We start from the raw sequence: 13249 nt of genomic DNA, 5'->3' as shown, positions 1-13249 counted from the left end.
TATGACAATACTCTTGTTTGGAATTACAAAGGACATCGTGGGAGCTCCCACGCTGTCCGTTCCTACAGCTAGCGTAACAGGGAAAAAAATACCAAAGACCGTAAAGGAATTGAAAGCATTTCTGGGGAATACCTATCCAGAGCTGAACAAACTATCCTCTTTGGCAGTGGCTGTGAACAACAGCTACGCTGAGGATGACCAAGTCATCAATTCCTATGATGAAATTGCACTTATCCCTCCGGTAAGTGGGGGATAATCCGTGCAAAATCGGTAACTTACCACTGAAAAAGAAGTAACGGATTTATGCTGATAGACAATCACGGAAGAAAAATCAATTATTTACGACTGGCGGTGACCGACCGGTGCAATCTGCGTTGCAATTATTGCATGCCTTCGGAGGGTATCAATTTTGTAAAAAGTGACAGGTTGCTTTCCATTTCGGAGTTGAAAAAAGTCAGTGAACTATTGGTTTCCCAAGGGGTTGACAAAATACGGATAACAGGTGGTGAACCTTTTGTTCGTAAGGATTTAATGGAATTAATGCGCCATCTTGCCAATTTGGAAGAGCTCAACGATATTTCTGTAACCACAAATGCCACGTTGATTGGCCCACATATTAATGAGCTCAAGAAGTTGGGCATTACCAACATCAATGTGAGTTTGGATTCCATCAATCGCGAAACTTTTGAACGCATTACGCGCAGAAAACAATTTGATACGGTACACAATAATCTCATCCGATTAATCTCTGAAGGATTCAACGTACGCATCAACTTCATTGTTTTGGATGGACAGAACGAGCAGGACATCATTCCCATTTTAGATGTGATGAAACACCATAAGGTTTCTGTTCGATTTCTAGAGGAAATGCCGTTCAATGGCGGTTCCAAGAATTTCAATACTATCAAATGGAATTATAAGGCCATTTTGGAGCATATCGCCAACACCTATCCCAATTACAAAAAATTGGAATCACCGAAGGAATCCACATCCATCAATTATCAGATTGAAGGGCACACGGGCACCTTTGGGATTATTCCGTCCTTTAGCCGAACGTTTTGCGGCAGCTGCAACCGTTTGCGGATAACTGCTACAGGAGATGTCATTACCTGCTTGTACGGTAAACCTGTCTCCAATTTGCGGGATTTGGTCCGTGGTGAATCCGACACCGAAAAGATAAAGGAGACCATTCTCACTGCAATTGGCAACCGAGCAAAAACTGGTTTTGAGGCACAAGAAAAACATGCTCAGACCATATTTGACAATTCCATGACCTCAATAGGAGGCTAATTTTTTTACATAAATATAGTATGGCCAGCACAACACCCCAACTATACGGATTGGTCCTTGCAGGAGGAAAAAGTACCCGAATGGGTTCGGATAAAGGGCTATTGACCTATCATGATGTTCCTCAACAGGAATATTTGTACAAGCTTTTGGGACAGATTTGCGATGATGTGTTTTTGAGTATTCGAGAAGAGCAAAGCACTTCAATTCCAGATGGATTCAAGACCATCATTGACCAAAACGAATACCGAGGACCATTTAATGGCATATTGAGTGCACATAAAGCATATCCCGACGTAGCTTGGTTGGTACTTGCTTGCGACCTTCCATTGATAAACTTGGAAACCTTGCGACAATTGGCAGAAAACAGGAACCCGAAACAAGGAGCAACCTCGTTCGCTACAAAGGAAACTGAGCTTCCAGAACCCTTGATCACCATTTGGGAACCCAGTGGCTTACAGGAAGCAATTCAGCATATGCAAACCGCTGAAAGCTCGTGTCCCCGTAAATTTTTAATCAATTCGGATACAAAATTGGTCTTTCCTGAACATGATGAGGTACTTTATAATGCGAATTATATTGAGGATTATAAGTATGCCAAATCTAAAATAGATTGATTGATGAGCCGGTATGCCAGACAGACCCAATTAAAGGATTTTGGACCTGAAGGACAACAAAAACTGTCCCAAAGCAAGGTCTTGGTCGTGGGTTTGGGCGGATTAGGGCTTCCAGTGCTTCAGTATTTGAATGCCATGGGCGTGGGCACTTTAGGTTTGCTGGATCAAGATGTGGTTGAACACCACAATTTACAGCGGCAAGTACTTTATACCGAACAAGATGTAGGCCGGCAGAAGTTAGAAGTGGTCCACGAAAAATTAAGTGCCCAGAATTCCCAGACCCATTTTAAGCTGTACGACACGTTTTTGACCAAGGACAATGCTTTGGAGATTATTAAGGACTATAATTTGGTGATAGATGCCACCGATAATTTCCCAACACGCTATTTGATCAACGATGCCTGTGTGCTATTAAAAAAGCCCTTTGTATATGGGGCCTTACACAGTTTTGAAGGGCACGTAAGTGTCTTCAATTACAAAAATGGACCCACATATCGCTGTCTATACCCCAATATGCCAAACGCAGAAGAGGTGCCTAATTGCAATGAGAATGGGGTGTTGGGGGTCATACCAGGAATTATAGGGACTTTTCAAGCGTTAGAGGCCATAAAAATATTGACCGGGATAGGGGAGGTGCTGTCAGGAAAATTGCTGTTGTTTGATGGTCTCAGTCAACGATCTACCCAAATTGGTTTCAAACTCAATCCAAAGAATTTGGAGTTGAAGAAACTTCAAGATTTTTACGAACCTCTGGATTGTGATGTGGCCCCTACCATAACTGCCGAAGATTTTCAGTCTTTGTTGGAATCAAAAAACACCCTCACCTTGATTGATGTTAGAACGGAGGAGGAGTTCTGCGAGCGAAATCTAAAAGAAGCCATCAACATACCCTTGGATAAATTGGAACTGTCATCCCTCCATATTACTTCTGTGGATGAAGTTTATGTCATTTGTCAATCTGGAAAACGAAGTGAAATCGCCGCAAAACAACTTCAAGATCAATATCCAAACAAACAGTTTATTACTATTTTGGGTGGAATGAACAAAATTGCCAGTCTATGTCCTTAGATGTCGCTGATTTCATTTTATTGATTCTGGCCTTCTTTGTAGTTGCTACACTTTATTCAGCTGTAGGTTTTGGGGGTGGGTCAAGCTATTTGGCCATTCTAACCTTGGTCTTGACCAGCTTTTTTGCTATCCGTACAACAGCGCTGCTCTGCAATTTAGCCGTGGTCACGGGCAGTTGTTATCTCTATTACAAAAGTGGGCATTTATCCCTTAAAAAGTTTCTGCCTTTCGTCATTACCAGTATTCCAATGGCTTTTATAGGGGCTTCCTTCCTGCTGAAGGAGCAGGTTTTCTTTATCCTGTTGGCACTGGCGTTGATTGTTTCCGCCATAGCACTCATCTATCAGACCTTGGCCCGGTATTCCAATTTTAATGTAAAGAAGTACCCACCGTACATGTCTTATTTGTTGGGTGCTGGCATTGGTTTTTTATCTGGACTCGTGGGCATTGGTGGCGGTATTTTTCTAGCACCTGTCCTCAACCATATGAAATGGGACAAACCCATTGTCATTGCATCTCTGGCCAGTTTTTTTATTTTGGTCAACTCCGTTTCCGGAATTGGCGGATTGATGACCAGCAACTCCTTTGAACTATTTTGGCCCGAAGTACTGGGACTCCTTTTTGCAGTGCTTCTGGGCGGTCAATTGGGTGTTCGACTTAGTATTGGCAAATTATCCGCGAAGCGCATTCGAATATTGACCGGGATCTTGGTGTTGTTTGTGGGCATTCGGGTATTGTTGAAAAACGGATTGGAAATTGCACTTTTTTCATGATTACATTTGATGAAGCTTTACAAAAGGTATTAGGTCATTCCCAAAATTACGGGGATGAATTCATAGAACTGACTAAATCCCATGGCAGGATTTTGGCAGAGACCATTGTGGCCGACCGGGACTTTCCTCCTTTCGACAGATCTACCAAAGATGGTATTGCCATACGGTTTGATGCTTTCAACGGCCAAAATCAAAGATTTAAAGTTTCTGGAATTGCTCAAGCGGGTAGTCCACAGTTGGTTTTGGATGATACAGTGTCTTGCATTGAAGTAATGACCGGAGCCATTATTCCAAAGAACACAGATACAGTGGTCATGTATGAACATACCACAAAGGAGGATGAGGCATTTATCATCAATGAACCTGTTAAAAAAGGGCAAAACATTCATTACCAAGCTAGTGATGTGCATCAAGAGGAGGTTTTACTTCACCCTGGGGTGAAAATCACTGCTGCCGAAATTGGCGTACTGGCCACCGTGGGAAAAGCAACGGTTTCCGTAAAAAAGCTCCCAAAAGTTGCGGTTATATCTACAGGAAATGAATTGGTTGATGTGGACAAGACCCCATTGCCCTTCCAAATTCGAAAATCCAATTCATATTCGTTGTTTTCGCTTTTGGAAAATGAAAAAATTGAAGGAGACATCCATCATTTGCTGGACGAACCGTCCGCCATAAAACAAAGATTGGAGCAACTCGTCAAAGAATATGATGTGCTCTTACTCAGCGGTGGGGTTTCCAAGGGAAAATATGATTTCCTACCAGAAGCTTTTGATAGTCTGGGGGTGGAAAAAGTCTTTCACAAAGTATTACAGCGCCCGGGGAAGCCGTTCTGGTTTGGAAAACATGAACAGCAAAAAACCACAGTGTTTTCCTTTCCAGGAAATCCAGTTTCCACTTTTGTTAATTATCACTTGTACTTTAAACCGTGGCTTAACAAAACTTTGGGAATAGACACAACGCATTTTGCTGTATTTTTAGATGAACCCTATACCAATAGTACCGATTTAACGCTGTTTATTGGGGTTACCTTAAAATTGAAAGAAGGAAAATTGGCAGCAAATACCATTCCTACAACTGGTTCTGGAGATTTGTTGGCGTTGGCCAAAGCCAATGGTTTTGTTAAGGTTCTTCCAAAAGAAGAAATACCAAAAGGCAAATTAGTTCCTTTCATCCCAACCAGAAACAACGGTGCAGTATGACACATGAATTAAAAACCATAATCCAACATTACGAAGCACGACAGGAAAATGCAATTTTGGCCACGGTTGTTGCTTTGGATGGTTCTTCATACCGGAGACCCGGTGTTCGAATGCTGATTTTTGAAAATGGGGACATGATAGGGGCTGTTAGTGGTGGATGCGTTGAAAAGGAAGTCCTTCGCCAAGCACAGTCGGTTTTCACTACAAGGGTATCACGGGTTATGATATATGATGGTCGTTACCGATTGGGGTGTGAAGGCATTCTTTACATTTTATTGGAAACTTTCGAGCCAAGTCATTCCTTGCTGGCGGAGTTTTGGAAAACCATCGAGGAGCGAAAGCCATTTCACATCCAATCTTTTTACAAAAAAGAGCAAAGTGACCACTTAGGATACCATTCGGTATTTCAATTCGGTGAAAACAGGTATCCCGTTTCCCAAACCAACGAATCCAGTGATGGGCTTTCCATTTTTGAGCAGAAAATGCATCCGTGTTTTCAATTGGTGATTATTGGAGCGGAGCACGATGCCGTTCAATTGTGCAAATATGCCGCTTTAACAGGGTGGGAGGTAAGCGTAGTTGCCAACCCGAGGGAAGAAAAGACCAAAAAGGATTTTCCGGGAATCCATAAACTCATCCAGGTAGAGCCAGAGGCTTTTCAACATAAACTCGACAATCAAACGGCAGTAGTCATCATGACTCATAGCTTTGTAAAAGACCTTCAATTTGTAATGGCGCTGCGCAATGAAAAAGGGGCCTACATAGGTTTATTGGGTCCTTTTCAAAGACGGGAAAAACTTTTTGATGAGCTTTTAGAGCGTTTTCCAGATATTTCGGAAGATTTTTTGGAGCAAATCCACGGTCCGGCTGGCATTGATATTGGTGCTGAGACACCACAGGAGATTGCCATATCCATTTTATCGGAAATTCTTTCAGTGGTTAACAACAAAGAACCTCAATTGCTTAAAGATAAAATGGGGAAAATCCATAGTTAGCCCATGAAATCCATTGCTGTTCTCATATTGGCCGCCGGTGCTTCCACACGAATGGAGGGCGGACCTAAACAGCTGTTGCCTTGGCAAAACACTACACTTTTAGGTCATGCCATTGAGCAAGCCAAGCAATTGTCAGAATTAATTTTTGTGGTTTTGGGCGCTTATGCCGATGAAATCGAGAAAGTGATTCCAGATGATGTGGAAATTATTTATAACCCTCATTGGGAAAACGGGATGGGTAGTTCCATTTCCGTAGGAATAGAGCATCTCCAAAATTCAAACGAAAAACCTACAGGGGTACTTGTTATGCTGGCAGACCAACCTTTGTTGGATGCTACCTATTTACAAGAAATCAAATCAGATTTTGAAAACAAACCCTGTAAAATTGTGGCAACTTCTTATGGCAATAAATTGGGAGTACCTGCAATTTTTGATAATTCTTTACTTCCACAGCTTGCGAAATTACACGAGGATGTTGGAGCAAAACACATTATTGAAAAAAATAAAACGGATACCATCACCGTGTTCCCAAAAGGAAAGGAAATTGATATCGACACAAAGAAAGAGTACACTCAATACATTAATAACAAATAAGTTAATAATGAAAACTTATATTTTTACTTTAATCTTAATTCTTAGTTTTTCGTTCATTTTTGCCCAAGAAATGGGCTTCGAAGAATACAATCCCACATCCACATTGGTGGTGGCCGAACATCCAGTTGATAGGGCCAAATTTAAGTTTATTGATGTACACAGTCATCAATTTCGGATGGCCAATCAAGATCTATCTGAATTAATCAAAGATATGAACCAACTCAATGAGGGAATTATGGTAAACTTGAGTGGCGGTTCAGGGGAAGATCTTGTGGCTAAACTAAAGAACGTAAACGAGCATTACCCCAATAGATTTGCCATTTTCGCCAATGTGGACTTCAGTGGGGTTGGGAACCCCAATTGGGGAAAGCAAGCTGCAGCACAGCTGGAAGAGGATGTAAAAAATGGAGCGAAGGGACTAAAAGTATATAAGAGTTTAGGATTGCGGAACAATGATGTAAATGGCAACCGAATACCAGTGGATGACCCAAGACTCGATCCCATTTGGGCCAAATGTGCTGAGCTTGGCATTCCAGTCCTGATTCATTCTGCCGACCCAAAGTCGTTTTGGGACCCTATGGACAGCAGCAACGAGCGTTGGTTGGAATTGAAAACGCACCCAAGAAGAAAACGTTCTGCCACCGACCCGGCACCTTGGCAACAAATCATTGATGAACAACATCGTATGTTCAAAAAACATCCAAAAACCAAGTTTATCAATGCTCATATGGGGTGGTATGCCAATGATTTGGATAGGCTAGGGGAGTTGATGGATGAAATTCCCAATATGAACGTGGGCATAGCTGCGGTAATAGCAGAATTAGGACGACAACCCAAAAGAGCCAAAGAATTTTTTATAAAATACCAAGATCGGATTGTATTTGGAAAAGATAGCTGGAAACCTGAAGAATTCCCCACGTATTTTAGAGTGTTGGAAACCGCTGATGAGTATTTCCCGTACTACAAAAAATACCATGCGTTCTGGGCTATGTATGGATTGGACCTTCCAGACGAAGTGCTAAAGAAGGTGTATTACAAAAATGCCTTGAACTTAATCCCGGGGTTGGACAAGTCCTTGTTTCCCGAGTAAGCCTACAGATTGTTTCTGGGGCTGCGGCCTTTTAAAATCCATTTCCGCAGTCTCCAAATCCTGAAAAATACCACAGGAGATTTGCTTTTTGATCAGGGATGCTGATTTTTTCCGTTTGATCTTGGCCTCAATTTCCTTATTTAAAAATTGCATAGGAAAATCTTTTTACTAAAAACGAAATCTAGTTCGATTTATTTTGATTCTCAACCGTTTGCCCATTAATTTTTAGCTGAACATGCTCCAAAACCGCCATCCAATTCATTTTTAGTATTAAAGCGGCAGTGGGAATATTGTCCTGGGCAATAGCCTGTACTATGGATCTATTCTGTCGGTTGGCCGTTTCAAAAAAGATGGAATCCGTGGCATGGGCTTGCTCATAAAATCGCAATCTAACCTTAAGGCTTTCCAAAGTTTGGAGCAAAACCGAGTTGGTGCAGTTCTTTATTAGCAATCGATGGAATTCAAACCGATTGTTTAGACTTTTTTCCTCCTGAAGTTGCTCCGTTTTATTTCGTAGTGCCTCAATATCACCAGGTTCAAATGTGGAAGCCTCCAGTGCCATCACCTCCAGTTGTGCTATCGTCTCATAAAGGTTCTTGGCTTCAATTATGGTCAGATCAGTCACCACAAAACCCCTGTTAGGAATCGCTTTGATCACACGTGCCTGCTCCAACTGACTCAAGGCCTCACGAATAGGGGTGACACTGATGCCAATAGTTCGAGATAGGGCTGCGAGATTAATCGTTTTCCCAATAACAAGCTCTCCATTTTCTATCTGGCCCAGCAAATGATCTTTTACCCTGTCTCGAAGGATAGTAGTCTGGCTCATAACACAAATGTACAAATCGTATACGATTTACAACGGTTAAACTGCGGGCTTAGTGTTGAATAAATTGAGTAATAAGGAGTGATTTAGGGAAAATAGGCTCCAGTATATCCCTTAATAGAACCAAAATAATACCTAGGGTTAATTAATCGGTATTTTTATCCAAGAATGAATCCAAATTGCCTAAAGCCGTATCCCAAAACTGTTCGTAGAACTTCACCCAGTCCGTAATTTGCTTTAAAGGTTTTGCATCTGCGATGCAAAATCGCTCCCGACCCTTAGACAAAATTTCCACTAAACCGGCCTCCTCAAGAGTTTTAATATGTTTTGTCACCCCTTGTCGGCTGATTTCAAATTGACCAGATATCTGTGTAATGGATAGGGCAGAGGAAGCAATAATCAAGGCGTGAAAAATTTCACGCCTTTTAGGGTCAGCAATGGCTTTCAGTATTTTTGTGATGTTATCCTGCATGGACTTTTTTTGATAAAAATGAAGTGAGTTCGTTGATACAATTATCCCACCCTTGGTCAAAATTACTGAAAAATGAAACAGCCGAATCTCCTGGGTACTTGGAGATTCCAGAGTGCTCCAAATACAGTTTAGTACCATCAGGAGTTTCCATTAAATCCCATTTTACCGTAGTTTCCGTGTTGGTGTTCTGCACAATCCAAGTGTATACCAAGGTATAGGGGTCGGCGCTTTTTACTTCTCCTGTAATCTGGGTACATCCATGCTCTTCACTGGCCGTAAAAGTATATTTGTACCCCTTTTCAGCCTTAAAATCAGCTTTAATGAACCAATTGGAAATTTCTTCTGCTTTGGAAATAGCATCCCAAACTTTACCAATAGGATGTTGAAATACGTGTTCTTTTTTAATTACATCTTTCATAATCTTCAATTTAATAATTAATACGCAACTATTTGGTTGCTAATTTAAACAAATAATCCCATTAAGCAACTTTTTGGTTGCATTTTATCCTAAAATCTTTGCATATTTTAGTTAGCACCAAGAAAATCAACGTATTGAAATCAGGGTCAGGATACTCAGAAACACCTTTGGCCAAAAAGCTGGGCATAAAAGAGGGCTTTTCCATGGCATTATATAATCCTCCGGAGCACTACTGGGATTTATTTTCGGATCTCCCCATTAATTTGAATGTTCACAAAAAGCTAGGGGAAAACAAGTTGGATTTCATACATATTTTCTGCACCACCTTGGAAGAGCTGATTAACGTTGCCACACCCCATAAAAAAGTTTTAAACCAAAACGGTATTTTTTGGGTTAGTTGGCCCAAGGGAACATCAAAAATTAAAACCGATTTAAAACGCGAACCTGTTCGTGAGCACTTGTTATCAATTGGGTTGGTGGACATCAAAGTAGCAGCCATTAATGAAGATTGGAGCGGACTTAAATTTGTTTACAGACTAAAAGACAGGCACTGAATTCCAATTTAAAGGCATTGGCATCTTTTCACATTTATTTAGGGAATAACGCTCGGGTTTTGGTTATATTACGACACTAATTCAACTTAAACTGTTATATATGGGACACTGTTACAAATTCTGTTCTGCACTCATTCTTTCCGTTATTTTTTCATTTTCATTGTTCGCCCAAAAGCCTGATCCCTCGCCGTTTTCCGATTTGGAATTCAGAAGCCTTGGACCTGCACTTACCTCTGGACGTATTGCGGATATAGCCATACATCCCGACAACGAAAATACGTGGTACGTTGCCGTAGGTTCAGGTGGCGTTTGGAAAACCACCAACGCGGGGGTCACTTGGAATCCAATTTTTGATGACCAAACCAGTTATTCCATTGGGTGTGTAACCATCGACCCCAACAATACCAATACTATCTGGGTAGGGACCGGAGAAAATGTAGGGGGCAGACATGTTGGTTTTGGTGATGGCGTCTACGTAAGCCATGATGAAGGGAAAACATGGGAAAACATGGGGCTAAAAACCTCGGAACACATTTCCAAAATCATCGTACATCCAGAAAATTCTAATGTTGTCTGGGTAGCGGCACAAGGACCTTTATGGAGTAAAGGTGGCGAACGCGGACTATACAAGACAACAGATGGCGGAAAAACCTGGAACAGAACGCTTGGCAACAGCGAATGGACCGGAGTTACAGATATCGAAATGGATTCAACCAATCCCGATATCCTGTATGCTGCCACATGGGACCGCCATAGAACAGTTGCTTCCTATATGGGAGGAGGGCCTGGGTCTGGAATACACAAGAGTACTGATGGCGGAGAAACTTGGACCGAGTTGACCAATGGAATCCCAACTTCCAATCTAGGCAAGATTGGATTGGCCATCTCCCCATTTGATTCTGAAACGGTTTACGCTGCCATAGAATTGGACCGCAAGAAAGGTGGGGTATATATCTCTGAAAATGGTGGCGCTTCTTGGAGCAAACAATCCGATGCGGTATCTGGAGGGACGGGACCGCATTATTATCAGGAACTTTATGCATCTCCCCACCATGAAGGAAGACTTTATTTAATGAGTTATATTGTGTTGATTTCCAATGACCACGGAAAAACATTCACCCAAATGAATGAAGATAAGAAACACGTGGATAGCCATGCTATGGCTTTTAAAAAAACGGACCCTGACTATGTGCTTTTTGGAACCGATGGAGGGCTTTATGAATCGTATGACCATACCCAAACATGGCGCTTTTTTGATAATCTACCTGTTACCCAATATTATAAAATTGCTGTTGATGATTCCTCTCCCTTTTATAATATTTACGGCGGTACACAAGACAATGGGTCACATGGCGGTCCATCCCAGACCAAGAGTCAGGTTGGTATATTAAATTCAGATTGGTGGATAACTTTAGGTGCAGACGGCCATCAATCGGCAACGGAACCTGGAAATCCAGATATCACCTATGGTGAATTTCAAGAAGGATGGTTGTGGCGCATTGACCAAACTACGGGAGAAATTGTTTTTGTTCAACCGCAACCACGTGCTGATGAACCACATGAACGCTTTAATTGGGATGCGCCCATTTTGGTGAGTCCGCACAAACCTGAGCGTCTTTATTTTGCATCCTATCGTGTTTGGAAATCAGAAAATAGAGGTGACGACTGGACCCCAATTTCATCAGACCTTACCCGAAAAGAAGAACGATTTAACCTGCCCATTATGGGTGGGCAACAGAGTTGGGACAATCCTTGGGATGTAGGGGCCATGTCTAATTACAACACTATCACCTCTTTAGCCGAGTCTCCTTTGCAAGAAGGTCTTATTTATGCAGGAACCGATGATGGTATTCTTCAAGTTACTGATGATGGAGGCAACACATGGCGAAAAATCATGCTTGGTACAATTAAAGGCGTTCCAAGCAGGGCTTTTGTAAATGATGTTAGAGCTGACCTTCATGACGCCAATACGGTCTATTTGGTTTTGGACAACCATAAAGAAGGTGATTTAAAACCCTATTTGCTCAAGAGTACCGACAAGGGAAACACATGGACATTTATAAACGGTAATTTACCCAAGCGATTGATCACATGGCGTATTGTTCAAGACCATAAAAAGAAAGATATGCTTTTTGCTGCAACGGAATTTGGTATCTACTTTACCAATAATGCAGGGAATACTTGGACAAAATTGGATGGGGGAGTACCCACCATCTCCTTTAGGGATGTTACCATACAAAGAAGAGAGGACGACTTGGTAGGGGGTTCCTTTGGCCGCGGGATTTATATTTTGGATGATATATCCCCGCTGCGTGACTTTGATGCATCCACAAAAGAACCAACGCTATTTAAGGTACAACCTGCCTATTGGTATATAGAACGAGATGCTGTTTATGGGCAGGGGCATTCCCAATTTGCCGCCAAGAATCCCCCGTATGGTGCTACATTCACGTATTATTTGCCCGAAAAATTAAAATCCGCAAAGGACGTTAGGACCGAAAAAGAGAAGGAGCTCACCAAGCAAAAGGCGAATATTCCTTTCCCTGGGTGGGATAATTTAAAAGAGGAAAATCTACAAGAAGAGCCAGCTCTACTTCTTATGGTAAAGAACAGTGATGGCGAAGTGGTCAATACCGTTGAGGGAACCAACAAAAAAGGGTTCAACCGCGTAGCTTGGGATTTATCTTATGCTGAACGCAATGGTGTACGGCTGGAGGCTCTAACAGGCGAAGGAGATGATGAATTTTTGCCCTCGCCATACCGAGCCACTCCGGGAACGTATTCCGTGGAACTATACCAAAGGACAAATGGTGAATTGCAACAACTTTCCAGTGCGCAAAACTTTGAGGTAAAACCACTCGGTGAAGGTGCACTCCCTGCCAAACCAGTCACTGAAATCGATGCTTTCCGGGAGAAGTTCCAAGATTTCCAACAAGACCTTACGGCCACAACCACTGTTTTGCAAAAGAGCCTTCAGAAAGTTGATGCCATGAAAAGAGCGTTGGATCAAGCTGAACGACCTAGCAAAGCACTTTCCGACAAAATATTTGATGCAAAATCACAATTATCGGCCTTGAACATTAAGATGCAAGGGAATCCCGCCAAAAATGAAATCGGGGAGCGTAACCCTCCATTGCCCGGCGATGGCGTATTCATTGGAACTGTTGCACTCATCAACACCTATGGTCCCACAGGAAATCAAAAGGCAGCCTTGGACAGAGCAAACAACCAATTGCAGAATATTAAAAAGGAGTTGTCCACAATGGTCAACAGGACCTTACCAGGATTGGAGTCTGAGTTGAAAACTGCAGGAGCCCCCTGGATTGAAAGCCAAGGACTTATTGAAGATTAAGGTC

The 13249-nt window shown here is 42.1% G+C and carries 15 protein-coding genes; 11 read left to right on the top strand and 4 right to left on the bottom strand.

Annotated features, from left to right (window positions below; genetic code table 11):
* Nucleotide 1: 1 nt before the first annotated feature.
* The 9 genes from ACFOWS_RS08885 to ACFOWS_RS08845 are packed head-to-tail and all read left to right on the top strand — an operon-like array spanning nt 2 to nt 7623.
* A complete protein-coding gene (locus ACFOWS_RS08885; RefSeq protein ID WP_036384838.1) occupies nt 2-256 on the top strand; it encodes a MoaD/ThiS family protein in 255 nt (84 codons plus the stop codon).
* 47 nt (nt 257-303) lie between these two features.
* Nucleotides 304-1290, top strand: coding sequence for a GTP 3',8-cyclase MoaA (moaA, locus tag ACFOWS_RS08880; protein ID WP_379763643.1), 987 nt, complete (start codon nt 304-306; stop codon nt 1288-1290).
* Between the two features lie 20 nt (nt 1291-1310).
* A complete protein-coding gene (locus tag ACFOWS_RS08875; protein WP_379763641.1) occupies nt 1311-1904 on the top strand; it encodes an NTP transferase domain-containing protein in 594 nt (197 codons plus the stop codon).
* Between the two features lie 3 nt (nt 1905-1907).
* Nucleotides 1908-2972: a ThiF family adenylyltransferase gene (locus tag ACFOWS_RS08870; RefSeq protein WP_379763639.1), complete on the top strand. Its 1065-nt coding sequence runs from the start codon at nt 1908-1910 to the stop codon at nt 2970-2972.
* A complete protein-coding gene (locus ACFOWS_RS08865) occupies nt 2963-3745 on the top strand; it encodes a sulfite exporter TauE/SafE family protein (RefSeq protein WP_379763637.1) in 783 nt (260 codons plus the stop codon). The genes ACFOWS_RS08870 and ACFOWS_RS08865 overlap by 10 nt, the downstream gene beginning before the upstream one ends.
* Complete coding sequence (locus ACFOWS_RS08860) at nt 3742-4944, top strand: molybdopterin molybdotransferase MoeA (RefSeq protein WP_379763635.1); 1203 nt, start codon at nt 3742-3744, stop codon at nt 4942-4944. Before ACFOWS_RS08865 ends, ACFOWS_RS08860 begins: the two co-directional genes overlap by 4 nt.
* The gene (locus ACFOWS_RS08855) at nt 4941-5939 is read left to right on the top strand and encodes an XdhC family protein (protein ID WP_379763633.1); all 999 of its coding nucleotides are present in this window, start codon (nt 4941-4943) and stop codon (nt 5937-5939) included. The genes ACFOWS_RS08860 and ACFOWS_RS08855 overlap by 4 nt, the downstream gene beginning before the upstream one ends.
* Nucleotides 5940-5942: 3 nt before the next feature.
* Nucleotides 5943-6533, top strand: coding sequence for a nucleotidyltransferase family protein (locus ACFOWS_RS08850; protein WP_379763631.1), 591 nt, complete (start codon nt 5943-5945; stop codon nt 6531-6533).
* 7 nt (nt 6534-6540) lie between these two features.
* A complete protein-coding gene (locus tag ACFOWS_RS08845) occupies nt 6541-7623 on the top strand; it encodes an amidohydrolase family protein (protein ID WP_379763629.1) in 1083 nt (360 codons plus the stop codon).
* Here ACFOWS_RS08845 and ACFOWS_RS08840 read toward each other — a convergent pair.
* From ACFOWS_RS08840 to ACFOWS_RS08825, 4 genes are all read right to left on the bottom strand, one after another.
* Entirely contained in the window at nt 7585-7776 is a 192-nt protein-coding gene (locus ACFOWS_RS08840) for a hypothetical protein (protein ID WP_366589179.1), read from the bottom strand. The genes ACFOWS_RS08845 and ACFOWS_RS08840 overlap by 39 nt on opposite strands.
* A gap of 28 nt (nt 7777-7804) precedes the next feature.
* Complete coding sequence (locus ACFOWS_RS08835) at nt 7805-8452, bottom strand: GntR family transcriptional regulator (RefSeq protein WP_379763626.1); 648 nt, start codon at nt 8450-8452, stop codon at nt 7805-7807.
* 142 nt (nt 8453-8594) lie between these two features.
* Nucleotides 8595-8921, bottom strand: coding sequence for an ArsR/SmtB family transcription factor (locus ACFOWS_RS08830; RefSeq protein ID WP_366589183.1), 327 nt, complete (start codon nt 8919-8921; stop codon nt 8595-8597).
* Entirely contained in the window at nt 8911-9339 is a 429-nt protein-coding gene (locus tag ACFOWS_RS08825) for an SRPBCC family protein (RefSeq protein ID WP_379763624.1), read from the bottom strand. Before ACFOWS_RS08825 ends, ACFOWS_RS08830 begins: the two co-directional genes overlap by 11 nt.
* 134 nt (nt 9340-9473) lie before the next feature.
* Between ACFOWS_RS08825 and ACFOWS_RS08820 the strand changes: the two genes are divergently transcribed.
* Together ACFOWS_RS08820 and ACFOWS_RS08815 are read left to right on the top strand one after the other, a co-directional pair.
* Nucleotides 9474-9893, top strand: coding sequence for a DUF3052 domain-containing protein (locus tag ACFOWS_RS08820; protein ID WP_379763622.1), 420 nt, complete (start codon nt 9474-9476; stop codon nt 9891-9893).
* Nucleotides 9894-9993: 100 nt separating this feature from the next.
* Complete coding sequence (locus ACFOWS_RS08815) at nt 9994-13245, top strand: WD40/YVTN/BNR-like repeat-containing protein (RefSeq protein ID WP_379763620.1); 3252 nt, start codon at nt 9994-9996, stop codon at nt 13243-13245.
* Nucleotides 13246-13249: the final 4 nt, after the last annotated feature.

Origin of the sequence: Flagellimonas marina, from assembly GCF_042651185.1 — a bacterium.
GTDB classification, from domain to species: domain Bacteria; phylum Bacteroidota; class Bacteroidia; order Flavobacteriales; family Flavobacteriaceae; genus Flagellimonas; species Flagellimonas marina.
The sequence above is the reverse complement of the archived record's forward strand: the minus strand, read 5'-3'. Positions and strand labels throughout refer to the sequence as shown.

What these genes read in the sequence shown, in the direction of transcription:
- ACFOWS_RS08885 (WP_036384838.1), top strand. Translation starts at nt 2, where the DNA reads ATGACAATACTCTTGTTTGGAATTACAAAGGACATCGTGGGAGCTCCC.
- moaA (WP_379763643.1), top strand. Translation starts at nt 304, where the DNA reads ATGCTGATAGACAATCACGGAAGAAAAATCAATTATTTACGACTGGCG.
- ACFOWS_RS08875 (WP_379763641.1), top strand. Translation starts at nt 1,311, where the DNA reads ATGGCCAGCACAACACCCCAACTATACGGATTGGTCCTTGCAGGAGGA.
- ACFOWS_RS08870 (WP_379763639.1), top strand. Translation starts at nt 1,908, where the DNA reads ATGAGCCGGTATGCCAGACAGACCCAATTAAAGGATTTTGGACCTGAA.
- ACFOWS_RS08865 (WP_379763637.1), top strand. Translation starts at nt 2,963, where the DNA reads ATGTCCTTAGATGTCGCTGATTTCATTTTATTGATTCTGGCCTTCTTT.
- ACFOWS_RS08860 (WP_379763635.1), top strand. Translation starts at nt 3,742, where the DNA reads ATGATTACATTTGATGAAGCTTTACAAAAGGTATTAGGTCATTCCCAA.
- ACFOWS_RS08855 (WP_379763633.1), top strand. Translation starts at nt 4,941, where the DNA reads ATGACACATGAATTAAAAACCATAATCCAACATTACGAAGCACGACAG.
- ACFOWS_RS08850 (WP_379763631.1), top strand. Translation starts at nt 5,943, where the DNA reads ATGAAATCCATTGCTGTTCTCATATTGGCCGCCGGTGCTTCCACACGA.
- ACFOWS_RS08845 (WP_379763629.1), top strand. Translation starts at nt 6,541, where the DNA reads ATGAAAACTTATATTTTTACTTTAATCTTAATTCTTAGTTTTTCGTTC.
- ACFOWS_RS08840 (WP_366589179.1), bottom strand. Translation starts at nt 7,776, where the DNA reads ATGCAATTTTTAAATAAGGAAATTGAGGCCAAGATCAAACGGAAAAAA.
- ACFOWS_RS08835 (WP_379763626.1), bottom strand. Translation starts at nt 8,452, where the DNA reads ATGAGCCAGACTACTATCCTTCGAGACAGGGTAAAAGATCATTTGCTG.
- ACFOWS_RS08830 (WP_366589183.1), bottom strand. Translation starts at nt 8,921, where the DNA reads ATGCAGGATAACATCACAAAAATACTGAAAGCCATTGCTGACCCTAAA.
- ACFOWS_RS08825 (WP_379763624.1), bottom strand. Translation starts at nt 9,339, where the DNA reads ATGAAAGATGTAATTAAAAAAGAACACGTATTTCAACATCCTATTGGT.
- ACFOWS_RS08815 (WP_379763620.1), top strand. Translation starts at nt 9,994, where the DNA reads ATGGGACACTGTTACAAATTCTGTTCTGCACTCATTCTTTCCGTTATT.